Genomic DNA, 25,481 nt, shown 5'->3' on the forward strand with positions numbered 1-25,481 from the left:
GCCCCCAAGAAATGCCCATCTTCTGCGCATAGCTCGCAAGAGTGATGGTTGCTCACATGGGCAGCATCAAGACCACTGCGCGCGCGATCGACTCACCGCTACCCGGCCTCGTGCTGGTCGCGGCCGGTGTCGCGGTCTCGATGGTGGTGACCTGGCTGCTGCCCTCGGTCAGTGCGCTGACGGCGGCGGTCCTGCTCGGAGCCGTCGTGGCCAACGTCGTGAAGCTCCCCATGGCGTTCGGCCCCGGCATCAAGCTCGCCGGACGCCGCCTGCTGCGCCTCGGCATCGTGCTGCTCGGCCTGAAGCTGGTGTTCCGGGACGTGCTGGCGCTCGGCTACGAGGTGCTGGTGCTGGCGGTCGTCGCCGTGGTGGTCACGTTCGTCGTGACGCGCTGGCTCGGCCGGATTCTCGGCGTCGGCGAAGGGCTGTCGCTGCTGATCGCCACCGGGTTCTCGATCTGCGGCGCGTCGGCCGTCGCCGCCATGAACGGCGTGCGTGAACAGGACGAGCAGGACGTCGCCAAGGCACTCGGGCTGGTCACGCTGTTCGGCACGGTCGCGATGTTCGCGCTGCCCGCGTTGCACCCGCTCACCGGCCTGTCCCCCGCCGCTCATGGCGTGTGGGCGGGCGGAAGCGTGCACGAGGTCGCCCAGGTCGTCGCCGCCGCCGGACCCGTTACCGGCGCACTCGCCATCGCGGTCGCCGTCAAGCTGACCAGGGTCGTGCTGCTGGCGCCGATGCTCGCCGCGGTGAGCGTCGCCGAACGCCGCAAGTTCCCCGCTGCCGGCAAGCGACCGCCGATCGTGCCTTTGTTCGTCATCGGATTCCTGGTCGCGGCCGCCGTTCGGGCCACCGATGTCCTGCCGGGCGTCGTGCTGTCGACGGCGACGTTCGTGGACAACCTGCTGCTGGCCGCGGGCATGTTCGCCCTCGGCACGGCCGTGAACCTGCGTTCTCTCGTCCGCTCCGGACTGCCCGCGCTGACGCTGGGCCTGCTGTCCACGGTCCTCATCAGCGTTGTCGCACTGATCGGAGCTTCTTTGATCATGTGAGGAGCAACCATGCCTCGTCTGCTCTCCCCCACCGCCGCGCTGCTCGTGGGCGCGATCCGCACCGCTGTCAACGCGGGCGGTAGCGACGCCGCCGTTGCCAAGCGGGTCGCCAAGGCCCTCACCCGCCACCTCACCGACCCGGAGCTGCTGGACGCCGAGCACCGGGAACCCGACCCGGCCGCTTACCGCCAGCACGTCCTGCACGTCGAACCCGACGGCAGCTTCTCGGTCGTCGCGCTGGTCTGGCTGCCAGGTCAGGAGACCTGTATTCACGACCACGTGTCATGGTGCGTCGTGGGCACGTACGTCGGCGAAGAAGAAGAGACGACGTACCGGCTCGCGGGAGATCACCTCGTTCCGTTGCGGTTCAATCGCACTCCGCAAGGTGTCGCGTCGTACCTGGTGCCGCCAGGTGACATCCACAAGGTGTGCAACAACTCCAGCTCGGTCGCGATCTCGATTCACGTCTACGGCGCGGACATCGGCGTGCTCGGCACGAGCATCAGGCGGCGGTACGACCTGCCCGTCAAGCGTTCCAAGATTGCGAACTGAGTGCCATTTGGAGCAATTTCGGCATACCCGGCTAACCCGGCGGCACGATCGCAGCGATAGCAGGGACGTGGAACATCCCGACCTGTGGGCGATCGCCGCGGAGGCCCTCGAAGAGCACGAACGCCCGGAGGTGCGAGCCTGGCTGGCCGGAGTCGTCATCCAGCCGGGTCAGACCGAACGGCTCGCCAGGGGCGAGCGCGACGTGGTGTTCCTGCTGCCCGACCGCATCGTGCTGGTGCGGCCGGACCCGTTCTGGGTGGGCTCGTACCCGAAGGACCAGGTCGCGAGCATCATGATCGTCGCGGGGCACGTCCAGTTCGAGATCGCCGACGACAAGGGCTTCGAGTACTGGATCGACGCCGAACAGACCCCGGTCGAGCCCTTCCAGGAGGAAGCGGAGGCCTGGCTGCGCCCCACCAGGAGCGGACCGGGTCTCGGGGTGTTCGCCCTGGGCCTGGTGTTGATCGTGGCGCTGCTCTTCGCGTTCGGGCCGGAGTTCGAGTCGGGCGAGGAGCGGCTCAGCACCAACTCGTCGTGCGGCGACTTCATGTCGGCCGGCCTCGACGCCCAGGTCGATCTGCTGAAGCGGCTCTTTGGACAGCAGGGCAGGTCGGACGAGGCGAACAACCCGGCGACGCTCACCGCCTCGCGCAAGGCCTGCGGGGAGAACGGCTCGGCGACGGTGGACTCGCTCATCGGCGGGAAATGACGCCCCGCTCGATCGCACCGGTGGCGAACTCGATGAGGTGCGCGGGCTTGACCCGGTTGGTGCGCGCGCCCTGGAGCAGCAGGTCGTCGGCGAGCCCGATCAACGTGTCCCACACCCAGTGCGGCAGTGCCGGGTCGTCGATGAGCGCCTGACCAGAGGCCTCGGCGGTCTCGTTGAGCGCCTTCGCGAGCGCCTTGATGGTCTTGCGGTAGTCCTGCGCCGACCCCGCGACCTCCTTGCCCCTGCGGCCGCCGGAGAGCACCTTCGCCTCCCACTGCGCGGCTGACCGGCCGAACCGGCGCCACAGCTCGGTGACCTGGGGCTCGACCGCTTTCAGGATTCCCGCGATGCCGAGGTTGCGGTCGGCCGTGTTCAGCGTGTGTTGGAGTTCCTCCAAGCGGCGTTCCATCAGGGCCGCGAAGACGTCCTCCTTGCCGGAGAAGTACTGGTACACCGTGCCGGAGCTGACGCCGGCGCCGACCGCGATCGCGCGCATGGTCAAGCCCGCGTAGCCCTGCTCCTCAAGGATCCGCTCGGCCGACTGCAGGATGTCGCGCCGCCTGCCTTCCGCGTCGCCCCAGGCCGTCTGCTCTGTGCTCACGGTTGCGGATCCTACTTTGAACAACGTTCAAAAGCATATTGAACGTTGTTCGGTTTGGTTGCTACCGTCGGTGCGTGGACCACTTGGACACGCTCGAAGCCGACAGCATCGACATCTTCCGCGAGGCCGTCGCGGAGAGTGAACGGCCGGTCCTGCTGTACTCGATCGGCAAGGACAGCTCGGTACTGCTCCACTTGGCGCGCAAGGCCTTCTACCCGTCGAAGCCGCCGTTCCCGTTGCTGCACGTGGACACCACGTGGAAGTTCCGGGAGATGATCGCGTTCCGGGACTCCACGGCGGCCTCTCTCGGCCTGGACCTGATCGTGCACCGCAACCCGGAGTGCGTGGCGCTGGGCATCAACCCGTTCGACCACGGTTCGGCGCGGCACACCGACCTCTGGAAGACCCAGGGGCTGCGGCAGGCGCTGGACGCCGGCCGGTTCGACGTCGCGTTCGGCGGCGCTCGACGGGACGAGGAAGCCTCACGCGCCAAGGAAAGAGTGTTCTCGTTCCGCACCGCGCAGCACCGGTGGGACCCGAAGAACCAGCGGCCGGAGCTGTGGCGGCTCTACAACACGCGGGTCGCGCCCGGCGAGAGCATCCGGGTGTTCCCGCTGTCGAACTGGACCGAGCTCGACGTGTGGCGGTACGTCGAGCGCGAGCGGATCCCCGTGGTGCCGCTGTACTTCGCGGCGCAGCGGCCGGTGGTGGACCGCGACGGCCTGCTGATCATGGTGGACGACGACCGGATGCCGCTGTCCGAGCTGCCGCGCACCGAGCTCGTCCGGTTCCGCACGCTGGGCTGCTATCCGCTGACCGGGGCGGTGCGCAGTGCGGCGCGGACGGTCTCCGAGATCGTCGAGGAGATGCGGGCCACGACCACGTCCGAGCGGCAGGGGCGGCTGATCGACCACGACCAGAGCGGCTCGATGGAGCGCAAGAAGCAGGAGGGGTACTTCTGATGGAGCTCCAGAGATCGTTGCTGCGGTTCATCACCTGCGGCAGCGTGGACGACGGCAAGAGCACGCTGATCGGCCGTCTGCTCTACGAGTCGAAACTGTTGTACGCGGACCATTTGGCGGCTCTGGAGGCTGACTCCCGGCGCGTGGGGACTCGTGGTGGCGAGCTGGACTTCGCGCTGCTGGTCGACGGGCTGGCCGCGGAACGCGAGCAGGGCATCACGATCGATGTGGCGTACCGGTTCTTCGCCACGGAGGCGCGGCGGTTCATCGTCGCGGACACGCCGGGGCACGAGCAGTACACGCGCAACATGGTCACGGGCGCGTCGACCGCCGATGCCGCGGTGATCCTGCTGGACGCGCGCAAGGGTGTGCTCAGCCAGACGCGGCGGCACGCGCGGATCGTGTCGTTGCTCGGCATTCGGCACATCGCTGTCGCCGTGAACAAGCTCGATCTGCTGGGCTACTCGCAGGACGCGTTCGAGAAGGTCAAGGCCGAGTTCGCCGCGTTCGCCGCCGAGCTGGACTTCGCGGAGATCACCTGTGTGCCGATGTCGGCGACCGAGGGCGTCAACGTGGTCGGCCACAGCGAGCTGACGCCTTGGTACGACGGGAAAACGCTGCTGCAGTGGCTGGAGTCGGTGGTCATCGAGGCCGAGGGCGACGGTCCGTCGCGATTCCTCGTGCAGTGGGTCAACCGCCCGGACGCGTCGTTCCGCGGCTTCTCCGGGCGGGTGCTGCGCGGAACCTTGCGCCAGGGCGACGAGGTTCGCGCCGGTGAGCGAACCTCCACTGTGGAACGAATCGTCACGATGGACGGCGATCTCGCTGAAGCGCCCAAGGGATCGTCGGTCACCGTGGTGCTCGCCGATGACGTGGACGCGAGTCGCGGAGATGTGTTGGCGGCAGCCGAAGACCCACCTGGTGTGGCCGACGCGTTCCAGGCGAAGCTCGTCTGGTTGAACGAGAACGGGTTGCTGCCCGGCAGGCAGTACCTGGCCAAGATCGGCGCGCGAACCGTGGGCTTCACCGCCACGAAGGCGTTGCAGCTCAACGAGATCGGCACCGACAGCGTGCACTTCGAGGCGCCCGTGCCGTTCGAGAGCTACCGCACCAACCGCGACCTGGGCTCGTTCGTGGTGCTCGATCGACTGACGAACGCCACGGTCGGCGCCGGGATGATCGATTTCGCGCTGCGCTCGTCGAACCTCCGCTGGCAGACGCTGACCGTCGACAAACAGGCACGTATCTCACGGAACGGGCACCGGCCGTGCGTGGTGTGGCTGACCGGGTTGTCCGGCGCGGGCAAGTCCACGATCGCCGACCTGGTCGAGAAGGCACTGCACTCGGCAGGCAGGCACACGTTCCTGCTGGACGGCGACAACGTGCGGCACGGCTTGAACAAGGACCTCGGTTTCTCCGACGCCGACCGCGTCGAGAACATCCGCCGGATCGCCGAGGTCGCCGCGCTGATGGTCGACGCGGGCTTGATCGTGCTGGTCTCGTTCATCTCCCCGTTCCGCGCCGAACGTGCGCTGGCGCGCGAACTGGTGGCCGAGAACGAGTTCTGCGAGGTCTTCGTCGACACCCCGCTGGCCGTCGCCGAGCAACGTGATCCCAAGGGCTTGTACGCACGGGCCAGGCGCGGCGAGCTGGCGAACTTCACCGGCATCGACTCGCCCTACGAACCACCGGAGAACCCGGAGATCAGGCTCGACACCACCGCACTGAGCCCCGCGCAGGCCGCCTCCGCCGTGGTGGCACGACTGCGCTCGCTCGGCGTCTGTTGAACGTTGTCCAGAATCAGGTATGTTCAGCTAGAACACGTTCTAAATTCGGGAGGGTCCCCGTGCCGGATCAGGCGTGGTCGCAGTTCTGCCAGGCGTTGGAGAAGGCCGGTGAGGTGATCGCCTCCGGCCCGGACACCCCGCTGGACCGAGCCGAGGGCTATCGCTACCTCGCCCGGCTGACCCGCGAGATGCTGTACTCCTGCCTGGACAACGCCGATCCCGACTTCCCGCGCTTCCACGAGCTCGACCTGGTGAAGATCGGCGCGGACAACCCGGACAACGTCTACCTGTCCGCGAACATCCGCGGCGACCGCACCTACCGCATCACCGGCACCCGCGGCACCATCGCGTACTTCAGCATCGGCTCGAAGGCCAACCGGTACGCCAAGGACGGCACGATGGCGTCGACCGGCGAGCTGTCCGGCGCGGACCTCACGATCTCCCCGGACGGCACGGTGGAGATCATCGCGAGCGCAGTTCAACAGGGCCCGAACTGGCTTCCGCTGGCCCCGGACTCGACCGGTCTCGTGGTGCGCCAGACATATCTCGACCGGACTTCGGAAGTGCCCGGCACGTGGCACATCGAGCAGATCGACGGGCCTCTCGAACCTGCTCCGCTGACTTCCGAGTTCTTGGCCAAGGCGTTGCAGCGAGCGGCTTTGTCGGTACACGGCACCGCGGCGACGTTCGCGCACTGGACCCGGACGTTCGCCGCCCGCCCCAACGAGCTCCCGGACTTCGGCCAGGAGATGTTCCAGCGGGCAGGCGGTGATCCGGAGATCTTCTACCTGCACGGCTACTGGTCCTTGCGCCCCGGCGAGGCGTGGGTGATCGAGACCGACGTGCCGGACTGCCCGTACTGGAACTTCCAGCTCGACAACTGGTGGATGGAGTCGCTCGACCACCGCCGCCAGATCACGGTCAACAAGCACACGGCGTCGTTGGACGCGGACGGCCGGCTGACGATCGTGGTGGCCGCCAGCGATCCCGGCGTGGGCAACTGGATCGACACGTGCGGCCACAACTCCGGCACCGCGCTGCTCCGTTGGCTGGGCGCATCCGTTCACCCGATCCCGAAGTGCCGCGTGGTTCCCCTGGAGGAGATGCGATGACGGTGACGACCGAGCTGAACGTCTCGGAGCTGCTGGACAAGGCGAGCGCCAAGACGGGGCTCACCGACTTCGGCGACGACTGGTTCCGCGAGCCGCTCGACGTGCTCGTCCGCAGCCTCAACACCGAGGCCGCCCTGTCCCCGCTGGGCTTCGAGCTGACCAGGCACCGCCTCACCGCGCTGCTGGCCGATCGACTCCGACTCCGCGCGCTGCAACGCGCACATCCCTCGATACTCGACATCGAAGTGCGCGTGGCCGCCGAGATCTGCGGCCTCCCCCGCACCGGCTCCACCCTCCTGCACCGCCTGCTCTCCGCCTCCCCCCAGGTAACCTCCACCCTCTCCTGGGAAGTCGCGTACCCGATCCCGTTCCCCGGCGAGGCCCCCGACGCCCCGGACCGCAAACGCCGCGCCCAGGAACGCATGCAGATGTTCGCCCAGCTCTCCCCCGACTTCGGCGACCTGCACACCGTCGTCTGGGACGGCCCGGAAGAAGACGTCCTGCTCCTCGACCGAACCTTCGTGTCGATGAGCTACGACTCGTTCTACCGGGTCCCGTCCTACGGCGACTGGCTGCGCTCCACCGACCAGTCCCCGGCCTACCGCGAGCTGCGCGAGTGGCTGCAAGTCCTGCAGTGGCAGAGCCCGGACCGGGGCCTCCCCTGGGTCCTCAAGTCACCACACCACCTGACCGCGGTCGACACCGTCCTCGACACCTTCCCGGACTGCAAGATCGTGATGACCCACCGCTCCCCGGTCAACGCCGTCCCGTCCTACGCCTCGATGGTGCGCGCGATGTCCGCCCAGTACAGCGAGAACATCGATCCGGTCCGAATTGGACAGTACTGGTCCCGCCGCTTCGCCATGACACTCAACGACTTCGCCACAGCCCGCTCGGCCCGCCCCGACCGCTTCGTCGACGTCCGTTTCGCCGACACCGTGAGCAAGCCTCTGGAAGTGGCCCGCCAAGTCCTCGACGAGCTGGGCCTGCCCGCCGGCCCGGCCGACGACGCCGCGTTCGAGGCATACCTGACCCGGAACCGCACCGAACGCCACGGCTCGCATTCCTACACCCCGACGGACTTCGGCCTCTCCGAAGACCAGCTGGAACGCGACTTCGCCTTCTACTCGGAGGTCTACCTGTGATGCTGCAAGACGAAGTCGTGATCATCACCGGCGTCGGCCCTGGCATGGGCTCGAAACTGGCCCTCCGCGCGGCCGCGGAAGGCGCCAAGGTCGTCATGGCCGCCCGCTCCGCCGACGTGATGAAGCAGGTCGAGAAGGACGTCCTGGCCGCCGGCGGTGAAGCCGTTGGTGTGCAGTGCGATGTCCGGAAGGCTGAAGACGTCGCGGCATTGGTGTCCACGGCCGTCGACCGGTTCGGCACCGTGACGGGCCTGGTCAACTCGGCCTTCGGCCACCCCGGCTTCTTCGACCTGCTGGACACACCGGAGAAGGCGATCCGCCGCTCGATGGACATCATCCTCTACGGGGCGTTGAACGTGACCCGCGAGGTCGTGCCGCACATGAAGGCCGCCGGACGCGGCTCGATCGTGAACATCGGCACCATGACCACCCGCAAGCCGATGCGCGGCGAGGCGGGCTACGCGGTGGCCAAGGCGGCGATGGCCACGGCGACCCAGTTCCTGGCGCTGGAGCTGGGTTCTCACGGCATCCGCTGCAACCAGGCCGTGATGGGCTGGCTGGACGGCCCGGGCGTGCGGTTCTACCTCAAGATGACGGCTGATTCCCGCGGCGTGTCAGAGCAGGCCGTGTACGACGAGATCGCCGCCCTCAACCCGCTGGGGCGGATCCCGACCGACGAAGCCTGCGCCGGTGCGGTGCTGTTCCTGTTGTCCCGCTTGGCCTCTGAGGTGACCGGGGCGACTCTGGACGTCAACGGCGGGGAGTACATGCCGGCATGAGCCACCTCATCGAATCGGTTGTCGTGGAGATCGACGCTCCGGCCGCGTTCGTGTGGTCGGTGCTGCTCGACTACCCGAACTATCCACAGTGGAATCCTTACACGCTGGCGGTTTCCACGACTCTGGCGGTGGACTCGCCGATCGACCTGACCTTGCCCAAGCCCGACGGCAGCGAGGGGACCTGGGTCAGCCGCGAGTACATCCGCGTCGTCGATCCGCCTCGGTTGCTGCGGTACGACACCGGGGACACGTTTCCCGGGCTGCTCGGTACGCGCGACCAGGTGATCACGCCGCTCGGGGAGGAACGGTGCAGTTATCGGACGTTCGAGACGTTCACCGGTAAGTACGCGGATGCCGTGTTCGCCGCGCAGGGCGAGTACGTGAAGAACGGGTTCGACTCCGTCGCGCAGGCACTTCGCGCTCGCGTGATCTCGCTGCGCGCGACCACTCGCCCTGTGTAGGGAGCTCGGCCCCCAACTTGCCAAAATAGATGATGACTGTAATCTAAGCGAGTGGAACTGACCAACGCCATCGCCGTGGTAACCGGCGCCAACCGCGGCCTGGGCCGCGTCCTCGCAGCTCAACTACTGGAACGCGGCGCCAAGGTCTACGCGACCTCCCGCCGCCCCGAGACCATCGACCTGCCGGGCGTCACGCCGCTCTACCTGGACGTGACCAAGCCTGAGTCGATCGAAGAAGCCGCCAAAACCGCAGTGGACGCAACGCTGCTCATCAACAACGCCGGCGTGGCGACGGGCGCGCGACTGACCGGCGGCGACCTCCAGGACATCAAGCTCGAAATGGAGACGCACTACTTCGGCACTCTGGCCACCACGCGCGCGTTCGCCCCTGTCATCGCGGGCAACGGGGGTGGCGGCATCCTGAACGTGCTGTCGGTGCTGGCCTGGGCGCATCTGCCGCAGTACGGCGCCTACTCGGCGGCCAAGGCGGCGGCGTGGGCGTTGACCAACGCCACCCGCGCCGAGCTGGCCGAGAAGAACATCCAGGTCAGCGCTCTTCACGTCGCGTACATGGACACCGACATGGCCGCGTTCGTGCCGAAGGAGGACAAGATCGATCCGGAGCTGGTCGCCAAGATCGCGCTCGACGGGTTCGCCGCGGGGCTGCCCGAGATCCTCGCGGACGACCTCACCCGCACCGTCAAGGCAGGGCTCGCGGGCTAGCGGCGGGACGCGAGCTCGTCGCGCACGGTTTCCAGGATCTCCCCGGACAACGGCGTCCTCCCGGTGGCACGAGCCATCGTGAGGGCGCCGACCAGCGTGGCGAGATCGACCAGAGCCCGGCGGCGGGCCACTTCCTGGTCGTCCGGCAGGCCCTTGAGCCCGACCAGGAACTCGATCATCCGCTCCAGCCCGGCCGCGTACGCCGCGCGCAACGGCGCGTCGTCAGCGGCACGAGCGGACTCCGTCGCCAGAGCGGTGTTCGCGCAACCCGTGCCGGGAGAGTCGCGGTGGTCGACGGACAGGTATTCGCCGACGAACTCGTCCCAGGCGCCCTCGCGGTCGGTGAGGTCCGCGATCCGGGCGAGCACGGACTGGAACGCGGTCTCGGTCGCGATGCCGAGCAGCTCGTCCTTGGACGCGAAGTGCTTGTAGAACCCGCCGTGGCTCAACCCGGCGGCGCCCATGACGTCCTGCACGGAGATCCCGGCGCTCCCGCGCTCCCGCAACAGCTGCGCCGTGGCCGTCACGATCTGCTCGCGGTGCAGTGCCGCGTCGGCACGCGAAGACCTTCCCACGCCCGCAGGATACCCCAGAAAGATGATGGCCGACTTCTATGCGTGCGTAGTTGTACCGATGCCCGCGGACGAGCCACGCGAGCACTCTCGAAACCATGACCGAACTCGATCGCGCCAGGGGTGCCGCGCTCGTCGGCTTCACCGCCACGGCGGCCCTGCTCGTGCTGACCGTCGCCGCCTACCTGAACGACTCCCTGGAGTCGCTCGGGTGGCAGGGTGGCGAGTACGCGTACACGTTCGTCTGGACCGCGATCGGCGCGATCCTGGTCGGCGCGGTCGTCAAGGCCGCGAGCCCGGGACCGTGGCGGTCGATCGGCTCGGGGATGCTCTGGGCAGGGACCGTCGGTGTCGTCGTGGTGATCGTGCTGGTGGTCGGCTTCGTCTGGGCGCTGTCGAACTTCGGCCTGTGACTACCGCAGCTGCGACAGGCCCCGCAGCGAGTTGGCGATCTGCTCGCGGTGCAGATCGAGCATGTCCCGCGTGACGCCCTTGCCCGTGGCCCGGGCGACATCATCAGTCGCCACCTTGAGCACCGCACTGATGGCGGCGGCCTGCACGCGGATCTCGATGGCGTCCTGCGGCAGACCCGTGCGTTCGGCCAGCACCTCGGCCAGCGTGTGCTCCGCCCGTTCGCGCAAGGTCAGGTAGGCGGCTCGCAGCGCGGGTTCGTGCTGGGTCAGCCGCACGACTTCGAGCACGGCCTCGATGTCCTCGTCGGACGCTCCGTCGAGCAGCGGCCTGTAGGCCTCGCGCAGGTGGTCGATCAGTTCGAGCTCGGCCGGCCACGCGCGCAGCACCTCGCAGAACGCGCTGACCATCTTGGTGAGCAACGGTTCCACACAGGCTTCCTTGTGCGGGAAGTAGCGCCAGAACGTGCGTTCCGAGACTCCCGCCGCCTGGGCGATCTGCTCGCCGGACGTGGCCGCGACGCCCTGGCCGGCGAAGAGCCGGACCGCGTGGCGCGAGATCTCCAGCCGCTGACGCTGACGTTGCTCGTCGCTCACCGGCGGCCGTCCCCGCCGAGGCTTTTCGGTCACAACGTCCGTCATCGCCCGATTCAACCACGAACTCTTTAGTGGCAGTGAGTGCCAATAATCGCTACGGTCGAGGTATGAGCTCTGTGACCGAACGACTACAGCTGCCGCTCGCCAGGCCGAACGTCCTCGACCTCGCCCCGCTCTACGAGGTGCTGCGCCGCGAGGCCCCGATCGCGCCGGTCACCACCCCGGCCGGCGACCCCGCCTGGCTCGTCACCTCCTACGAGGAGGTCAAGCTCCTGCTGGGCGACAAGCGCTTCGGCCGCTCCCACCCGAACCCCGAGCAGGCCTCGCGCATCTCGACCGCCGCCGTCCAGGACGGTCCGACCGGCAACTACGAGACCGAGGAGGCCGACCACGCCCGCATGCGCCGCCTGCTGACGCCGGCGTTCTCCGCCAAGCGCATGCGACGGCTGTCCGACCACATGCACCGGTTGGTCGACGGCTACCTGGACTCGTTGACGACTTCCGGCGAGGACGTCGTCGACCTGCACTCCGGGCTCGCCTACCCGTTGCCGGTCGCGATGATCTGCCTGCTGCTCGGTGTGCCGGAGTCGGACCACGAGCTGTTCGGGCGGCTGTCCGAGCGGATGGGCAACGTGACGATCGGTGCCGAGGCACGGGTGGCGCACGAGGAGTTCATGCGCTACATGGTCGGGCTGGTCGAGACGAAGCGTGCGGACCTCGGCGAGGACGTGATCTCCGACCTGGTCCGCGCGCAGGCCGAAGACCCGTCGTACGACTACGAGCAGATGGTCCGGCTGTGCGTCGGTCTGCTGTTCGCGGGCCATGAGACGACCGTCAACCGCATCGGGCTCGGGACGTTGTTCCTGCTCACCGAACGCTCGCGGTGGGAGGCGCTGGTGGCCGATCCGGAGGGCCGCGTCGACGCGGTGGTCGAGGAGATCATGCGTCTCGGTGCGCCCGGTGATCTCGGGCTGCTGCGGTACGCGCACGAGGACGTGGAGATCGCCGGTGTGACCATCCAGCGCGGCGACGCGCTGGTGTTGTCGGTCAACTCGGCCAACCGCGATGTCCAGGTGTACTCGGACGCCGAGTCCTTCGACCCCGACCGTCCGGAAAGGACACACCTCGGGTTCGGGCACGGTGCCCACTTCTGCATCGGTGCGTCGCTTGCCCGCACCGAGCTGCGCGTGGTGTTCGCGGCGCTGGCCAAGCGGATGCCCGGGTTGCGGCTGGCGAAGGAACTGGACGAGCTGGAGGTGCGGCCCACGCTCACCGGTGGTGTCGCCGAGCTTCCCGTCAGCTGGAGGTAGTCGTGAAGGTTGTTGTCGACCAGGGGAAATGCATCGGAGCCGGGCAGTGTGTGCTGGCGGCCGATGACGTCTTCGACCAGCGGGACGACGACGGGCTGGTGGACTTGCTGGACGCTTCGCCGCCTGCCGAGCGGTTGGCTGACGTCAGGCACGCGGCGGCGGTGTGCCCGGCGTCGGCGATTGTCGTGGAGGACTAGGGCGTCCTGGCACCGGGGCACGGCCTGGTGGCGGAACTCGCCCAGGCCGTCCTCGGGCGCTGGAGTGCGCTCAGGACACAGGAGTCGGCACGAGACGCGACTCCGGGCCGCGACGAACCCCTGTGCCAGGAACAGGTCGTGCTCGTCGATTGCGTAGATGTGCGGCACACCCACCGATCGGTCAGCACCTCGACCTCGGCGGTGAGCCCGGGGACGTTCATCAGTCGGTCCACGCGTCGTAGAGGTCCGAGAGCATCGCCCACCGAACTCCCCGGGCCCGGCCGGTCAGAGGAAGTACGAGTCGTGCTTGTCGCGGAACTCGGGCAGCTCCTCCGCCGAAACACTCGCGACCCGCTCGAAGTACTCCTCGCGCGGCGCACCGGGTGTGAACAGCAGCAACATCTCGGCGGGCGCGTCGGAGTCGTTGCGGAACGCGTGCAACCCGCCCTGCGGCACGTGCAGGAAGTCTCCCTGCTCGGCGTCGATCCACTTGTCGCCGTTGTAGAGCCGCACGGTCCCGCTCAGGATGTAGAACGACTCCGAGATCGTGCGGTGGAAGTGCGTGCTCGGCCCGCCCGCCTTGGGTTTCATCATGACCCGGTACAGCCCGAACTCGCCCTTGGTGACCTCGGTGGTGGCCAGGTAGTGGATGCCGTTGCCCGGTTCACCGTGTTCGGGCTGCGTGTCCGCGGGCCGGAAGTTCGCGCTGACCTCGCCGTCGTCGCCGAAGTAGACCTTCTCCGGATATGACATGCCGACCGTCCTCTCGTGGGTTCCTCACCTACAAGACACGAGAGCGCGTGCGGATGTGACCGGAAGTGCTAACTCTGCATGAGCGGTTCGACCAGCGCGGTGCCGTCCGCCTTGCCCACGAAGCAGTGGACGATGCGGCTGGAGCGGCGATAACCGTTCTCCGTCTTCACCTTCCACGCCTCCTCGGTCGGGATGACCACCCAGTACTTCAGGGTCTTCTCCTTGTCCTGACCGGTCACTTTGGACGAGAGGAACGTGCGCGTGCACCCGGTTCCGCCGATCTTCGTCAGCTCGGCGGTGCCGGGGTAGGGCACGTCCTTCTCGGTGTCGAAGTTGGCCGGGAACGTGTCCAGCACCTCGGTCTCGTGCCCGAGGTAGCAGCCGATCCGGTCCTTCTGCTCGATCTTCCGCACGCCTTTCGCGGGCGTCCAGGTCAGGCAGTCCTTCTGGAACGCCAGCAGGCCGTCGTACGGGAGGTCGCCGCCCGGTCCGAGGGTGAGCACGGGCTGCATCGCGGGTGTGCTCTCCGGACCGGTCAGGCCCGCGCCCTCCAACATCGGCTTGAACACCGTGAAGTACAACAGGACCAGCGCGCCCACGAGGAACAACGGGGTCAGCGTCGCCGAGAGGACCAGGGCGATCGGGCGGCGTTTGCGGGGAGCCGGCGGGAGGATCACCGGTGGGGCCATGACCATCGAGTTGACGGTCATGGGCGCGGAGGTGACCGGTGCGACGGGCTGGAGCTGCTGGGTCAGCTCGCTCTCGGTGGAGCGCAGCGCCCGTTCGATCAACCGGTGCGCGGCCGCCGCGGTCAGCCGGCGGTCCGGATCAGGCTCCAGCAACCCGGTGATCAGCTCGCCCAGCGGGCCGGTCACCCGCGGCACCGGTCGTTCGCTCATCACCGCGAGGATCGTCGCCGAAGTGGTGGGCCGGTCGAACGCGCCTTTCCCCTCGGTGGCGTAGAAGAGCGTGGCGCCCAACGCCCACAGGTCCCACGCGGGCATCGCCTCGCCGCCCGCGAGACGTTCCGGCGACATGTACGCGGGCGAGCCGATCAGGGTGCCGGTCGCGGTCAGCCGCGGGTCGTCGATGGACTGCGCGATGCCGAAGTCGGTGAGCTTCGCGGTGCCCCTGCCGGGCACCATCACGTTGCCGGGCTTGACGTCCCGGTGCACGACACCCGAGGAGTGCGCGGCCTCCAGCGCGTTCAGCAGCTGCAGCGCGAGGGTGGCGGCGGACTTCACGTCGAGCGGGCCGTCGAGGTCCACCAACTCTTCCAGCGTGGGAGCCTTGATCAGCTCTATCACGATGAACGTCTGGTCGTCCTCCGAGATGAGGTCGTAGACGGTGACGACCGCGGGGTCCTGCAGCTGGCTCGCGATCCTGGCCTCGCGCAGCACCCGTTCCTGGTAGACAGCTCGCTCGGCGGCGGGCACGTTGCCCGGCAGCAGGAGTTCCTTGACCGCGACGTCCCGGCCGAGCACCGTGTCCTGGCCGAGCCACACGGCCCCCATGCCGCCCCGCCCCAGTTCACGGACCAGCCGGTAGCGTCTGTTGCCCACCTCGCGCATGGCGGGAAGTTTCTCAGCCCATCACCCGGTCCGGTGAACCGGCCATGACGTACGGCCACAGCGTCATCTGACGGGCGCGAGCGATCAACGCCCTTGCTTAGCGTCGCGGGCGTGAGACTGACAAAGCTGTTGGCAACAACCCTGCTCCTGACCGGCCTGGCGCCACTCGCGCCCGCGTCGGCGAGCAGCACCTCGTGTGCGGCGGTCGCGGTCACCGCCCCGGCCGGCGCTCGGATCGAGTCCGTGGACGCGGTGCGCCACGTCGCGGCTGGCGACGTGCCCGCGTACTGCCAGTTGACCATCACCGTGACGCACGGTTCCGACCACGCGAAGACCGTCGTCGGGCTTCCCGAGACCGGCTGGTCCGGGCGTCTGCAGGGCATCGGCGGCAGCGCGTATGCCGCCGGTGACACCGGGGCGCCGTTCGTGCAGGCCGTGAAGGACGGCTACACCGCGGTCACCACCGACGCCGGTGTGCTGACCGGCCTCGACACCAGCTGGGCGGTGCGGGACGGGCAGCTGGACAAGACTTTGCTGACCAACTTCGCGACGCGTTCGGTGCACGAGTCGTCCTTGATCGCCAAGGACGTCGTTCGCAAGCACTACGGACGCGCGATCTCCTACTCCTACTGGAACGGGTGCTCGACCGGCGGCCGCCAGGGTTACGCCGAGGCGCAGAACTTCCCGGACGACTACGACGGTGTGCTCGCCAACGCCCCGGCGGTGAACTGGACCCAGTTCGCCGTGGCCACCTTGTGGCCGCAGATCGTGCAGAACCAGGACGGGCACATCATCGGCAACTGCGTGCTCAACGAGTTCCGCAAGGCCGCGGTGGAAGCTTGCGACGCCGCGGACGGGGTGCGGAACCAGATCGTCGACCGGCCGGACCGGTGCGGCTACGACCCGCGCCGGCTCGTGGGCAAGATCGTTGTCTGCGACGGCAAGGAAGTGACGGTCTCCGAGGCCGATGCCGACGTCATGCGCAAGATCTGGAACGGTCCGACCGACGAGCGCGGCCGGTCGTTGTGGTCCGGTCTGCCGAAGGGTGCGGATCCGATCTGGCTGGCGGGCAACATTCCCGGTTTCCCCGGCGGCCCGGGCTTCCCGGTCGCGTCCGCCTGGGTGGGGAGCTTCCTGCTGAAGCAGCCCGGTTTCGACACCTCCAAGCTCACCTACCAGCAGTACCGGGACCTGTTCCGGCAGTCGGTGCGCGAGTTCGACTCCGTCATCGGCACGTCGAACCCCGATCTCACGGCGTTCCGGCGCACCGGCGGCAAGCTGATCACGTTCATCGGCACCAACGACCAGCTGATCCCGCCCGGTGGCACGCTGAAGTACCGCGCGGACGTCGAGCGGCGGATGGGGTACGTGAACGACTTCTACCGCCTGTTCCTCGCTCCGGGCGTCGACCACTGCTTCGGCGGCAACGGTGCCGCGCCGGTCAACCCGCTCGGCGCGCTGGTCGACTGGGTGGAGCGCGGCAAGGCCCCGGCCGTGCTGGCCGGGGCGTCCGCCGACGGCACTCGTGACCTGTGCCCGCTGCCGCAGGTGTCGCGCTACCGCGGCGGCGACCCGAAGGTCGCATCCAGCTACCGCTGCACCTAGGAGAGCTTGTCCTGCAACCACTTCCGCGCGACCGGCCAGGCGTGACCGCCCGGTTCGATCACGTGGAAGTGGTCCGCGCCGGGTGACTCGACGAACTTCGCGTCGCCGCCCTTCTCGGTGGCCTGCCGCGCGTGGGTCCGGCTGACCTCGATGTTCGATGCTCCACACGGCATGCCCGTCCTCGACGAGATCGGCGATGAGCGGCCGGACCGGAGTGTCGTCCGCGGACTTTCGGTGCCATAACAGCGAATCACGAAAGAACTCCTTCTTCAGCGCTGACGAGTGAGTCGATGGCGTCGAAGAACGCTTTGATGCCGGGCAGGTTCGCGCCCTTCGCGCTCGAAGCCGCGTAGTCAGCGGGCGAACGCCATTCGACGATGTCGAGCCATTCGTCGTTCGGCAGCCGCACGAGCCGCGCCCCGAGGAACCCGACTCGGTCAGCCTGGAAGTCGGCGATCATGCCCGGCCGGGCAACGAGCAGCTGGTCGACCTTCGAGGGCAGGACGCGGAAGCGGGTCAGTTCCACCGAAGTAGTCATGAGCTCATGATAGTCATCATTAGTGACTAATTCCACCGGAGAGTGACCTGACACCCACACCGCCGATGAAGACGGTGAGCGCGCCCACGAGAACGCCCGTCAACACGCGCCATCCCAACGGTTGCGTGATCTGCAGCCACTGCTCGGTCAGCACGACTGCGGCGGCCAGCGGGAAGGTGAACGACCAGAAGCCCAGCGAGAACGGCAGCTTCAGGTACCGCGGCAGCAACCCGGCCTGCATCAGCAGCAGGACCACGCCGAGTCCGGCCATGGCCTGCGCGACGGGGTCGATCTCGTGCCCGTTCAACGTGAACCACGAGATGCCCGCGACGGCAGGCGGTGCCAGCAGGATCATCATCGTGGGCGCCAACGGGTCCGGGAGCGAGCCGTAGAACGTCAGGCGCAGCACGGCGACCGCGGTCATGGCGACCCCGAAGAACGTGCCGACGCCGAACAACGCCCACGCGAGCCCGCCGCCGCCGAGCTTCATCGCCACGTCCGCGCCGATGAACCCCGGCGCGACGGTCGGCAGCAGGTAGCCGGGGTGCATGGCGGCGAGCTCCAGCCGGCCCTCGAACCAGAACCCGAAGACGAACGCCGCGAGCACCGCCGACGCGAGCAATGCAGCCAGGTACAGCACCCAACCGGCCACCGGCGAATGCGAGAACAGTTGCGCGGCCAGCATCATCGCGGTGACCGGGGCCAGTGACGCGACCGGTCCCTGTGCCGGATGCCTCAGTTGTGCGAGCAGCGGTTCCCCGCTTTGCACGCCACGAACGACGTGCGCGACGAGCAGCCAGACCCACGCGATCGCCGCCACCGCCCAGAACGCCTGGGACACCGCGTGCGGCAGACCGAGCGCGGGGCTCGCCGCCGTCCACGCGCCGGCGAGCCCGGACAGGCCGAAGCCGATCGCGAACGTGGTCAACGGGATCCGCGCCACCGGGACGGCCGGAGCGTCGCGGATGAGGGTGGTGGTCATGAACGTCCTCCGTGGACAGTGCTCGAAGATGTCGGCCATGTTGCTGAGCCGGGCACCGGCGGAACGTCTGTCAAATGACCGTCGCGCCGAGGACAGTCATCTGACGGACGCTGGCCAGTCACCGTCCGGACCACGATGGGCGGCATGAAACCAACCATCGTTCTGGTGCACGGTGCTTTCGCGGACTCCGGCGGCTGGGGTCCGGTCGCCGACCGCCTGCAGGCTGAGGGGCACACGGTCATCGCGGCCGCGAACCCGTTGCGGTCAGTGGCTCACGACGCGGCACAGGTACGGGCGCTCGTCGACTCGATCGAGGGCCCGGTCGTGCTGGTCGGGCATTCCTACGGCGGCATGGTGATCAGCAAGGCGGGTGCCGGCGCGGACAACGTGACCGCGCTGGTGTTCGTCGCCGCGTTCGCCCCGGAAGCCGGGGAGAGCGGCGCGAGCCTGTCCGGCAAGTTCCCCGGCAGCTCGCTCGGCGAGACGCTCCGCACGGTTCCGCTGCCCGACGGCGGCCAGGACGCGTACGTGGCGCAGGAGCTGTACCACGGCCAGTTCGCCGCTGACGTGCCGGTGGACACGGCTCGGCGGATGGCCGTCACGCAGCGGCCGATCACGATCGCGGCGTTGAACGAGAACGCCGAGGGCGCGCAGGCGTGGCGCGGGCTGCCCAGCTACTTCGTGATCGCCGGTGCGGACAAGAACATTCCCCTCGCCGCGGTGAAGTTCATGGCGGAGCGGGCCGGTGCCGAGACCGTCACGGTCGAAGGCGCCTCGCACGCGGTGTTCGCGTCGCAGCCGGACGTGGTCGCCGGCCTGATCCTGCGTGCTGCCAACGCCTGACGCCGGACGAGCGCACGACCCAGTGCTTCGCGGAGATGCACCTCGATGAACACCCGCAGGTACGGGTCGTGCGCCATCGGGTCGAAAGCCGCCGCCAGCTCGGGATCGGGCTGTTCGGTCAGGTTGACGACGTCCCAGAGGTTCAGCGGATCTTCCTCGGTTCCGGCGACGGAGTGCTCGACGTGGAAGATCGGCTGGCCTTTGCCCGCGATGAAGACGCGGCCGTCCGGGGCCTCGAAGCGTTCCGCGCCGACGAAGAACGCGCGCCGCCGGGCGTGGTCGAGCCGGACCTGCTCGATGATGATCTCGGAGCGTTCGCGGTCGAGCCACAGCTTCTGCTCGGACACGCGGACGAACTCCTCGACCTGGCCGTGCCACGTGCTGGGGAACTTCTCGGCACTGCCCGGTGTCACGACTCCCGGGAGGTAGACGTCCGGCTGCTTCGCCTTGCGGGTCTCCATGTCCCACAGCTGCGTGCCGGTGTACTCGAACGGCGGCGACACGTCGTAACGCTCGCGCAGCACCTCGTTGACCCGCACCGGAGGCAGGTCGACCTTCGTGTTGCCCGGTGCTGCCCACGCCTGTTCGAAGACGGCTTGGTGGTCCATCGCGACTCCCAGGTAGTAACGACTCCTGACAGTCACCCACAACTGACTAAACCGGCGGGATGTTCCCGAGCCAGTCGTGGGTTTGCTCGGTTCTGCTGGTGGCGTGCATCACCGCGCTCGGGCCGCGTGAGGCTTCCTGGAAGAGCACGCGGGTCCCGTTTTCGTCCGGAATGAGCAGCCACGACTGGTAGAAGCTCAGGCCGTCACAGATCGCCGCCCAGCCGAACCGGTTCGGTGCCACGAGCTCGCCGACGATGCCGTCGAACGTGTGCAGGGCTGTCGTGACCACGAACCCGCTGCCCGTGAGCTCGACGGCGTCTGTGCCGCGCTGCCACTTCGGCCAGTCCTCGACGGTGGTCACGAGCGCGAAGACCGCGCTTTCCGGTGCTGCGACGAGGCGTTCGTGGCTGACGAAGCTGTCGCAGCTGTCCGGGCCCCAGCCAGGGGGCCAGTTCACGGTCATACCCCTCAGCTTGGCGCCCACCTGGCGGGACAGCATCCGTCAGATGACTGGCCGCCGGTCGTAGCCGGTCAGGGCGTCTCGCAGGGCCGCGCGGCTGGTGATGCCGAGCTTCGGGAAGATCTTGTAGAGATGGTCGCCGACGGTCCGGTGCGACAGGAACAGCTGCTGCCCGATCTGCTTGTTGGTCAGGCCGCGGCTCGCGAGCTCGGCGATCTCGCGTTCCTGCGGGGTCAGCTCTGACTCGTTCGTGCTCCGGGTGAGGCCCGTGGCGCGCAACTCGGCAGCAGCGCGATCACGCCACGGGATGGCGCCCAGTTCGGCGAAAGCGTCGTGGGCGAGGGTGAGCTGGTCTCGTGCCCTTCCGGTGTCTCTGAGCCTGCGCAAACGTTCGCCGTGGAGGAGCCGGACCCGTGCCGTGTCGAACGGCCAGATGTCCTCGCCTGACAACGCCTCCTCGAACAGAGCCTCGTCGCCGACCAGTGCGCGTGCTGCGGTGGCGAGAAGCCTTGTGCGTGACGACGTGGCGACCATTGCCCGGGCGTGCTGCTCGGCTTCGTGCTTGTGTCCACTGTGGAGCGCCGCTTCGACGAGGTCGAGGCCGGACCACAGCGCGGTCGGGCGGAACGCGGTCAGTTCTCCTGCTGGGCTGACGTTCGTCGCGGCTTCGTAGGCCGCTCGGTAGTCGCCCGCGCCGATCTCCGCCAATCCCCTTGCCTGCCAAGCGAAGTACGTGACGCCGGCCGCACGGTTCGCCTGCGCCCAGCGGATCGTGGCGTCGGTGAGCTGCCGGGCGACGTCGATCTCACCTCTCCCGGCCGCGACCAGTGCGTGCACCCAGTCGAAGTACCAGCGGAAGAACCGGAAGCCGTGCTCGGCGCACACGCCCAGGCCCTCGTCGCACAGCTGCCACGCCTCGTCCCAGCGGCCGGTGTGGAAGGCGTCGATCGCGAGGTGGATGAGCGCGCCGATGTACCGCCGGGCCGGCACTTCGCTTTTTCGGCCGAGCTCGACGAGGTGGCGTTCCGAGGTGCGGATCAGGTGCAGCCGGTCGCCGAACAACGCCGCCGTGCCGATCCGGACCAGCCGCGTGGGTTCCTCGTCGTCGGTCACGGAGTCGATCAGCGCGTCGAGCGTCTTGAGGTCTTCTTCCGTGGCGCTCGCGGGGTCGGCGAACACCGCAGCGTTCACGCGCGTGACCGGGTTCGGTTCCGGGACGAGCTTGTCGACCAGCGCGCGGTGGTGGCGTCCTGACTCCTCCGTGCCCACCCACCAGCTGATGAGCATCAGGCTGTGCATCGCTTCGAGCAGCACCGGGTTCTCGGCGTCGAACCCGTGGTCGCCGGCCTCGATCGCACCCGCCAGCAGCCGGTACGCGGTGGTGACGTCGCCGTCGCTGTTGATCAGCAGGTGGGCGGCGGCCGCGGCGGCGTAGAGCGACTGCGCACCGGTCTGGCGCGCGTCGCCCAGCAGTCTCGTCGCGGTGGCCATCTCGCCGCCGGCCTCGGCGCCGATGTACGCGGCTTCAGCGAGTCTGCGGCCGCGGTCCCGTTGGGCGGGGCTGAGTTCCGCGGCCCTGGTCAGCGCTGTTACCGCACCGATCGCGTCGCCGCGCTTCATCAGTTTTTCGGCGGCGGACTCCAGCTGGGCCGCGATGTCCTCGTCCGGGTCGATGGCCGACTCGGCGAGGTGGCGGATGCGGCGTTCCGGGGCGTCCACGACCTCGGCCAGCCTGGCGTGGGCCCAGCGGCGTTCCGTCTCGGAGGAGGCTTCGACGACCGCCGCGCCGATCAGCGGGTGCCGGAACGTGAGCCGGTTCGGGCCGGTCTGCACCAGCCTGGCCTTCTCGGCCGGGGCGAGGTCGTCGAGGACGCAGGCGGTGCCGCCCGCGGTTCTGAGCCTGCCGACGTCGATCGAGCCGCCGAGGGTGCACAGCAGCAGCATGAGCCGGGTCTGCTCGGGGAGGCCTCTGACGCGGTCCGTGAACATCGCCTGGAGTCGTTCGGACAGCGGCAGGACCTCGCCCAGCGCGGTGAAGTCGGTGCGCTGGGCACCGTCCAAAGCGGACGGCAGCTCCAGCAGCGCGAGCGGGTTTCCGGCCGCGGTTTCGAGAAGTCTTCTCCGGACGGCCGGTGCGAGGTCCGGGAAGTGGTGCTGGACGAGGGTGCGGGCGGACGGGACGTCCAGGGGCGGCAGCACGATCTCGTTGAGGCCGCTCTGCTGGAAGAAGCCGCGCTCCGCCGTCCGGCACGCGCCCACGAAGACGATCGGGCTGCCGACGAGCCTTCTCGCCACGAAGCTGAGGACCTCGGCGCTCGCACGGTCGATCCAGTGCAGGTCGTCGATGGCGATGAAGATGGGTGTCTCTTGGGCTAACGCGCGTAGCAGCAGCAACGCGGCGTTCGACACCACGAGCCTGTCAGGCACGGGACCGACCTCGAACCCGAGCGCGCACCTCAACGCCGTGCGGTGGGCCTCGCTCAGTGCGTGCATCTCGGCGTCGAGGGGCATCAGCAGCTGGTTGAGCGTCGAGTAGCCGATCTCCGACTCGAACTGCACCCCGGCCGCGCGCAGCACCCGCTCGTCGCTCTTGTCGCGGATGAGTTGGTCGAGCACCGCGGTCTTGCCGACCCCGGCCTCACCGGCGATGAGGAGCGCGCCACCGCGCACGCCGGCGTTGTCGAAGTACGCCCTGATCGAGCTGATGTCGTCCTCGCGGCCGATCAGTGGCACGGTTCCTCCTGAGCGGCTCCAGCGGGCTCCTTTAATTAGGATAATTCGTGAGCCCGCTGCTTTGTTCCGCGCTCAGGTGAGCTGCAGCGACGTCGGGTACAGCCAGCTGCCGGGGGTGTCCTCGGCGGGGTTCGTGTAGTAGTCCCGCACTGCCGCGACGTATTCCTGCACGCTGATGGCCCCGTCGCCGTCCGTGTCGAGGTGCGCGAACGCCATCCCGCACTCCTCCTCGCTGAGCCCACGCGCCTTCAGCAGCACGCCGAACTCGTCCGCGTCGACCCGGCCGTCGCCGTTGGTGTCCGCGAGGTCCAGCAACGACTGCACGATCTCCAGGAAGTCCGCGTCGAACGGCCCGTGGTCGACGAACGCCTCCATCATGGCGTCCCGGTACTCCTCGGGCCCGATCTTGCCGTCCCGGTCGGCATCGCAGTGGTCGACCAGCATCTCCCAGAACCGGTCGTACGCGTCGACCAGCTCACTCCCGCGCTCCGAGGACGCCGGCTCCCCGAACGCCCGCAGCAGCCGGTTGGCCAGCGCGTAGATGTCGGCCAGCTCGATGACGCCGTTGCCGTCGACGTCGTAGTGGGCGAACGTCGAGTCGATCCTGTGCTGCAACACCTGCTTCATGCCCGGCACTGTGGAGATGCGATGCCGGTCAACGCAAACCGCGTCGCCCACCCAGGTGATCGTCCTAGCTCGACCGTGTGAGTGGAACGATCTGTGCTTGCGGGTGTGGCGCGGACCTGGGCTGAGCCGATGCGACTCGGCATGGTGGCGCCCGCCGGCCCCGGTGTGGAGGACCTCGCCGCGCGGGCCGAGGAGCTGGGCTCCGACAGCTTCTGGCTCTACGACACCCCGATGGCGCACGGCGACCCGTTCGTCTTCCTGAGCCTGTGCGCCGCGGCCACCATCCGCATCAAGCTGGGCATCGGCGTGACGTCACCTTCGTTGCGCGCTGGAGAGCTTCACGGCCGCGCTGCAGGACCTGTGCGCCGGCCGTTCTGCCGACTACCGCGAGGGTGACCGGGTCCGTTCCGTCCAGTTCCTGCACACCGCGCTGGTAGCCGATCCGATCGAGTTCGTGGTGGCCGCGCTCGGGCCGAAAGCAGCCGCGGCGGCGGGTCGGCGCGGTACCGGGCTCATCTCGTTCGGCCTGCTGGATCCCGCCGCGTGGCGCGCACTGCGCCAGGCCGCGCCCGGTGCTCGTTCCTATCTGATCACCGCGCTGCACGTGCTCTCGGGCGCCGACCTCGACGCTCGGAACGCGACCGGTCACGTCGTGCTGTCACTGCTGGCTTTCGCCGCCGACAACCCGGCCTTCGCCGCACGACTTGGTCCGTTGGAACAGGAGGCAGTGCGGAAGTTCCTCGTCCTGGGCTGAGCGTCCCAGGTTCGCGCTGTGGCACCGGCCGCCTTCGGCCGCAGCGGTTCGTCAGTTCAACAGCGACCGTCACCTCATCGACGACGCCTCCCAGGAGATGCGGGCACCCAGGACATCGGGCCACCCTGTGGAGGCGTTGTCGCCGGCCGACCCGGTATTGTTATACCGGTACCAGCCTAACGGAGGAACACGTTGATCGAACTCAAGTCGCCCGCCGAGATCGCGCGCATGCACGTCACCGGCCAGTTCGTCGGCGCACTGCTCGAAGAGGTGTCGGCAGCCGCCGCGATCGGCGTGAACCTGCTCGACCTCGAGCTGCACGCGCGGCGGCTGATTCAGGAGCGCGGCGCCGAGTCCTGCTACTGGGACTACTCGCCGTCGTTCGGCCGGGGCCCGTTCCGCAACGTCATCTGCCTGTCGGTCAACGACGCGGTGTTGCACGGGCTGCCGAAGAGCTATGTGCTGCAGGACGGCGACTTGCTGACGCTCGACATCGCGGTGGGCATCGACGGGTGGGTGGCGGACTCGGCGGTGTCGGTCATCGTGGGCACGCCCAGGGACGAGGACCTGCACCTCATCCAGGCCACCGAGGTGGCGCTGGAGGCGGCGATCGAGGCCGCGCGGCCCGGTAATCGGATGGGCGACATCGAGGCCTCGATCGGTGAGGTGGCCAAGGAGTTCGGGTACACGCCGAACCTGGAGTTCGGCGGGCACGGCATCGGGCGCACGATGCACGAGGCGCCGCACGTGTCGAACAACGGGAAGCGCGGCCACGGCATGAAGTTGCGGCCTGGCCTGACGATCGCCATCGAGCCGTGGCTGGCGGCGACGACCGACCGGATCATTTTTGACGACGACGGCTGGACGTTGCGGTCCGCCGATGGGTCGCGCACGGCGCACAGCGAGCACACCGTCGCGATCACCGAGGACGGGCCGTTGGTGCTCACGCGCCGGCCGAACGAGCGGAAGCAGAACGCGTTGCGGGCCGCCGGGTACCAGGTCGCGGACACCGAGTACGGCCACGACGTCACCTTCACC

General features: G+C 68.5%; 29 protein-coding genes and 1 pseudogene. 18 read left to right on the forward strand and 12 right to left on the reverse strand.

The window, feature by feature from the left end:
• Positions 1-56: 56 nt before the first annotated feature.
• The 3 genes from ABZX92_RS20105 (at position 57) to ABZX92_RS20115 (ending at position 2,313) form a co-directional block, all read left to right on the forward strand.
• Positions 57-1,052, forward strand: coding sequence for a putative sulfate exporter family transporter (locus ABZX92_RS20105; RefSeq protein WP_355561269.1), 996 nt, complete (start codon positions 57-59; stop codon positions 1,050-1,052).
• Positions 1,053-1,061: 9 nt separating this feature from the next.
• Entirely contained in the window at positions 1,062-1,604 is a 543-nt protein-coding gene (locus ABZX92_RS20110; protein WP_355561272.1) for a cysteine dioxygenase family protein, read from the forward strand.
• 67 nt (positions 1,605-1,671) lie between these two features.
• On the forward strand, positions 1,672-2,313 hold the full coding sequence (locus ABZX92_RS20115; protein WP_355561275.1) for a hypothetical protein: 642 nt from the start codon (positions 1,672-1,674) through the stop codon (positions 2,311-2,313).
• On the opposite strand, the gene ABZX92_RS20120 is transcribed toward ABZX92_RS20115, so the two are convergent.
• Entirely contained in the window at positions 2,297-2,914 is a 618-nt protein-coding gene (locus ABZX92_RS20120; protein WP_355561278.1) for a TetR/AcrR family transcriptional regulator, read from the reverse strand. The two genes, ABZX92_RS20115 and ABZX92_RS20120, sit on opposite strands and share 17 nt — an antisense overlap.
• Before the next feature lie 74 nt (positions 2,915-2,988).
• Between ABZX92_RS20120 and cysD the strand changes: the two genes are divergently transcribed.
• The 7 genes from cysD to ABZX92_RS20155 are packed head-to-tail and all read left to right on the forward strand — an operon-like array spanning position 2,989 to position 9,883.
• The gene (cysD, locus tag ABZX92_RS20125) at positions 2,989-3,876 is read left to right on the forward strand and encodes a sulfate adenylyltransferase subunit CysD (protein WP_355561280.1); all 888 of its coding nucleotides are present in this window, start codon (positions 2,989-2,991) and stop codon (positions 3,874-3,876) included.
• The gene (gene cysC, locus ABZX92_RS20130; protein WP_355561282.1) at positions 3,876-5,663 is read left to right on the forward strand and encodes an adenylyl-sulfate kinase; all 1,788 of its coding nucleotides are present in this window, start codon (positions 3,876-3,878) and stop codon (positions 5,661-5,663) included. Before cysD ends, cysC begins: the two co-directional genes overlap by 1 nt.
• A 59-nt stretch (positions 5,664-5,722) precedes the next feature.
• Positions 5,723-6,775, forward strand: a complete 1,053-nt coding sequence (locus ABZX92_RS20135) for a DUF1214 domain-containing protein (RefSeq protein ID WP_355561285.1) — start codon at positions 5,723-5,725, stop codon at positions 6,773-6,775.
• Complete coding sequence (locus tag ABZX92_RS20140) at positions 6,772-7,920, forward strand: sulfotransferase (protein WP_355561288.1); 1,149 nt, start codon at positions 6,772-6,774, stop codon at positions 7,918-7,920. Before ABZX92_RS20135 ends, ABZX92_RS20140 begins: the two co-directional genes overlap by 4 nt.
• Entirely contained in the window at positions 7,920-8,699 is a 780-nt protein-coding gene (locus ABZX92_RS20145) for an SDR family oxidoreductase (RefSeq protein WP_355561291.1), read from the forward strand. Before ABZX92_RS20140 ends, ABZX92_RS20145 begins: the two co-directional genes overlap by 1 nt.
• Positions 8,696-9,160, forward strand: coding sequence for an SRPBCC domain-containing protein (locus ABZX92_RS20150; protein WP_355561294.1), 465 nt, complete (start codon positions 8,696-8,698; stop codon positions 9,158-9,160). The genes ABZX92_RS20145 and ABZX92_RS20150 overlap by 4 nt, the downstream gene beginning before the upstream one ends.
• A 51-nt stretch (positions 9,161-9,211) precedes the next feature.
• Entirely contained in the window at positions 9,212-9,883 is a 672-nt protein-coding gene (locus tag ABZX92_RS20155) for an SDR family oxidoreductase (protein ID WP_355561297.1), read from the forward strand.
• Here the strand turns inward: ABZX92_RS20155 and ABZX92_RS20160 are convergent.
• A complete protein-coding gene (locus ABZX92_RS20160) occupies positions 9,880-10,458 on the reverse strand; it encodes a TetR/AcrR family transcriptional regulator (protein WP_355561300.1) in 579 nt (192 codons plus the stop codon). The genes ABZX92_RS20155 and ABZX92_RS20160 overlap by 4 nt on opposite strands.
• Before the next feature lie 95 nt (positions 10,459-10,553).
• Between ABZX92_RS20160 and ABZX92_RS20165 the strand changes: the two genes are divergently transcribed.
• Positions 10,554-10,868: a hypothetical protein gene (locus ABZX92_RS20165; RefSeq protein WP_355561303.1), complete on the forward strand. Its 315-nt coding sequence runs from the start codon at positions 10,554-10,556 to the stop codon at positions 10,866-10,868.
• Here ABZX92_RS20165 and ABZX92_RS20170 read toward each other — a convergent pair whose 3' ends face one another.
• Complete coding sequence (locus ABZX92_RS20170; RefSeq protein ID WP_355561305.1) at positions 10,869-11,507, reverse strand: TetR family transcriptional regulator; 639 nt, start codon at positions 11,505-11,507, stop codon at positions 10,869-10,871.
• 62 nt (positions 11,508-11,569) lie between these two features.
• Between ABZX92_RS20170 and ABZX92_RS20175 the strand changes: the two genes are divergently transcribed.
• Together ABZX92_RS20175 and ABZX92_RS20180 are read left to right on the forward strand one after the other, a co-directional pair.
• Positions 11,570-12,772: a cytochrome P450 gene (locus ABZX92_RS20175; protein WP_355561308.1), complete on the forward strand. Its 1,203-nt coding sequence runs from the start codon at positions 11,570-11,572 to the stop codon at positions 12,770-12,772.
• Between the two features lie 2 nt (positions 12,773-12,774).
• Positions 12,775-12,969, forward strand: a complete 195-nt coding sequence (locus ABZX92_RS20180; RefSeq protein WP_355561311.1) for a ferredoxin — start codon at positions 12,775-12,777, stop codon at positions 12,967-12,969.
• 105 nt (positions 12,970-13,074) lie between these two features.
• On the opposite strand, the pseudogene ABZX92_RS20185 reads toward ABZX92_RS20180, so the two are convergent.
• From ABZX92_RS20185 to ABZX92_RS20195, 3 genes and pseudogenes are all read right to left on the reverse strand, one after another.
• Positions 13,075-13,143 (reverse strand): annotated as a pseudogene (locus ABZX92_RS20185) (penicillin acylase family protein); the annotation flags it as partial.
• 111 nt (positions 13,144-13,254) lie between these two features.
• Complete coding sequence (locus ABZX92_RS20190) at positions 13,255-13,722, reverse strand: cupin domain-containing protein (RefSeq protein ID WP_355561314.1); 468 nt, start codon at positions 13,720-13,722, stop codon at positions 13,255-13,257.
• A gap of 68 nt (positions 13,723-13,790) precedes the next feature.
• The gene (locus tag ABZX92_RS20195; RefSeq protein ID WP_355561317.1) at positions 13,791-15,293 is read right to left on the reverse strand and encodes a serine/threonine-protein kinase; all 1,503 of its coding nucleotides are present in this window, start codon (positions 15,291-15,293) and stop codon (positions 13,791-13,793) included.
• 111 nt (positions 15,294-15,404) lie between these two features.
• Between ABZX92_RS20195 and ABZX92_RS20200 the strand changes: the two genes are divergently transcribed.
• Positions 15,405-16,898, forward strand: coding sequence for a tannase/feruloyl esterase family alpha/beta hydrolase (locus ABZX92_RS20200; RefSeq protein ID WP_355561321.1), 1,494 nt, complete (start codon positions 15,405-15,407; stop codon positions 16,896-16,898).
• Here the strand turns inward: ABZX92_RS20200 and ABZX92_RS20205 are convergent.
• From ABZX92_RS20205 to ABZX92_RS20215, 3 genes are all read right to left on the reverse strand, one after another.
• Positions 16,895-17,071, reverse strand: coding sequence for a hypothetical protein (locus tag ABZX92_RS20205; protein WP_355561324.1), 177 nt, complete (start codon positions 17,069-17,071; stop codon positions 16,895-16,897). The genes ABZX92_RS20200 and ABZX92_RS20205 overlap by 4 nt on opposite strands.
• Before the next feature lie 77 nt (positions 17,072-17,148).
• Positions 17,149-17,436, reverse strand: a complete 288-nt coding sequence (locus ABZX92_RS20210) for a hypothetical protein (RefSeq protein WP_355561326.1) — start codon at positions 17,434-17,436, stop codon at positions 17,149-17,151.
• A gap of 19 nt (positions 17,437-17,455) precedes the next feature.
• Entirely contained in the window at positions 17,456-18,418 is a 963-nt protein-coding gene (locus ABZX92_RS20215) for a transporter (protein ID WP_355561329.1), read from the reverse strand.
• A gap of 135 nt (positions 18,419-18,553) precedes the next feature.
• On the opposite strand from ABZX92_RS20215, the gene ABZX92_RS20220 reads away from it, so the two are divergent.
• Positions 18,554-19,261, forward strand: a complete 708-nt coding sequence (locus tag ABZX92_RS20220; protein ID WP_355561332.1) for an alpha/beta hydrolase — start codon at positions 18,554-18,556, stop codon at positions 19,259-19,261.
• Between the two features lie 654 nt (positions 19,262-19,915).
• Here ABZX92_RS20220 and ABZX92_RS20225 read toward each other — a convergent pair.
• From ABZX92_RS20225 to ABZX92_RS20235, 3 genes are all read right to left on the reverse strand, one after another.
• Entirely contained in the window at positions 19,916-20,332 is a 417-nt protein-coding gene (locus ABZX92_RS20225) for an SRPBCC family protein (RefSeq protein WP_355561335.1), read from the reverse strand.
• Positions 20,333-20,371: 39 nt separating this feature from the next.
• Complete coding sequence (locus ABZX92_RS20230) at positions 20,372-23,062, reverse strand: AAA family ATPase (RefSeq protein ID WP_355561337.1); 2,691 nt, start codon at positions 23,060-23,062, stop codon at positions 20,372-20,374.
• 72 nt (positions 23,063-23,134) lie between these two features.
• Positions 23,135-23,689, reverse strand: coding sequence for an EF-hand domain-containing protein (locus ABZX92_RS20235; protein ID WP_355561340.1), 555 nt, complete (start codon positions 23,687-23,689; stop codon positions 23,135-23,137).
• 129 nt (positions 23,690-23,818) lie between these two features.
• On the opposite strand from ABZX92_RS20235, the gene ABZX92_RS20240 reads away from it, so the two are divergent.
• The 3 genes from ABZX92_RS20240 to map form a co-directional block, all read left to right on the forward strand.
• Positions 23,819-24,085 (forward strand): LLM class flavin-dependent oxidoreductase, encoded by a 267-nt coding sequence (locus ABZX92_RS20240; protein WP_355561343.1) that lies wholly within the window; start codon positions 23,819-23,821, stop codon positions 24,083-24,085.
• Positions 24,086-24,143: 58 nt separating this feature from the next.
• On the forward strand, positions 24,144-24,443 hold the full coding sequence (locus ABZX92_RS20245; RefSeq protein WP_355561345.1) for a hypothetical protein: 300 nt from the start codon (positions 24,144-24,146) through the stop codon (positions 24,441-24,443).
• 192 nt (positions 24,444-24,635) lie between these two features.
• Positions 24,636-25,481, forward strand: an 846-nt coding sequence (gene map, locus ABZX92_RS20250) for a type I methionyl aminopeptidase (RefSeq protein WP_355561348.1), incomplete at its 3' end; no start/stop codon positions are given.

Source organism: Lentzea sp. NPDC006480, from assembly GCF_040611995.1.
Taxonomy (GTDB): Bacteria; Actinomycetota; Actinomycetes; order Mycobacteriales; family Pseudonocardiaceae; genus Lentzea.

Excerpts from the sequence above, each read along its gene's own strand:
- ABZX92_RS20105 (WP_355561269.1), top strand. The coding sequence starts at position 57 with ATGGGCAGCATCAAGACCACTGCGCGCGCGATCGACTCACCGCTACCC.
- ABZX92_RS20110 (WP_355561272.1), top strand. The coding sequence starts at position 1,062 with ATGCCTCGTCTGCTCTCCCCCACCGCCGCGCTGCTCGTGGGCGCGATC.
- cysC (WP_355561282.1), top strand. The coding sequence starts at position 3,876 with ATGGAGCTCCAGAGATCGTTGCTGCGGTTCATCACCTGCGGCAGCGTG.
- ABZX92_RS20140 (WP_355561288.1), top strand. The coding sequence starts at position 6,772 with ATGACGGTGACGACCGAGCTGAACGTCTCGGAGCTGCTGGACAAGGCG.
- ABZX92_RS20145 (WP_355561291.1), top strand. The coding sequence starts at position 7,920 with ATGCTGCAAGACGAAGTCGTGATCATCACCGGCGTCGGCCCTGGCATG.
- ABZX92_RS20150 (WP_355561294.1), top strand. The coding sequence starts at position 8,696 with ATGAGCCACCTCATCGAATCGGTTGTCGTGGAGATCGACGCTCCGGCC.
- ABZX92_RS20165 (WP_355561303.1), top strand. The coding sequence starts at position 10,554 with ATGACCGAACTCGATCGCGCCAGGGGTGCCGCGCTCGTCGGCTTCACC.
- ABZX92_RS20170 (WP_355561305.1), bottom strand. The coding sequence starts at position 11,507 with ATGACGGACGTTGTGACCGAAAAGCCTCGGCGGGGACGGCCGCCGGTG.
- ABZX92_RS20175 (WP_355561308.1), top strand. The coding sequence starts at position 11,570 with ATGAGCTCTGTGACCGAACGACTACAGCTGCCGCTCGCCAGGCCGAAC.
- ABZX92_RS20190 (WP_355561314.1), bottom strand. The coding sequence starts at position 13,722 with ATGTCATATCCGGAGAAGGTCTACTTCGGCGACGACGGCGAGGTCAGC.
- ABZX92_RS20195 (WP_355561317.1), bottom strand. The coding sequence starts at position 15,293 with ATGCGCGAGGTGGGCAACAGACGCTACCGGCTGGTCCGTGAACTGGGG.
- ABZX92_RS20205 (WP_355561324.1), bottom strand. The coding sequence starts at position 17,071 with ATGCCGTGTGGAGCATCGAACATCGAGGTCAGCCGGACCCACGCGCGG.
- ABZX92_RS20210 (WP_355561326.1), bottom strand. The coding sequence starts at position 17,436 with ATGACTACTTCGGTGGAACTGACCCGCTTCCGCGTCCTGCCCTCGAAG.
- ABZX92_RS20215 (WP_355561329.1), bottom strand. The coding sequence starts at position 18,418 with ATGACCACCACCCTCATCCGCGACGCTCCGGCCGTCCCGGTGGCGCGG.
- ABZX92_RS20220 (WP_355561332.1), top strand. The coding sequence starts at position 18,554 with ATGGGCGGCATGAAACCAACCATCGTTCTGGTGCACGGTGCTTTCGCG.
- ABZX92_RS20225 (WP_355561335.1), bottom strand. The coding sequence starts at position 20,332 with ATGACCGTGAACTGGCCCCCTGGCTGGGGCCCGGACAGCTGCGACAGC.
- ABZX92_RS20235 (WP_355561340.1), bottom strand. The coding sequence starts at position 23,689 with ATGAAGCAGGTGTTGCAGCACAGGATCGACTCGACGTTCGCCCACTAC.
- ABZX92_RS20240 (WP_355561343.1), top strand. The coding sequence starts at position 23,819 with ATGCGACTCGGCATGGTGGCGCCCGCCGGCCCCGGTGTGGAGGACCTC.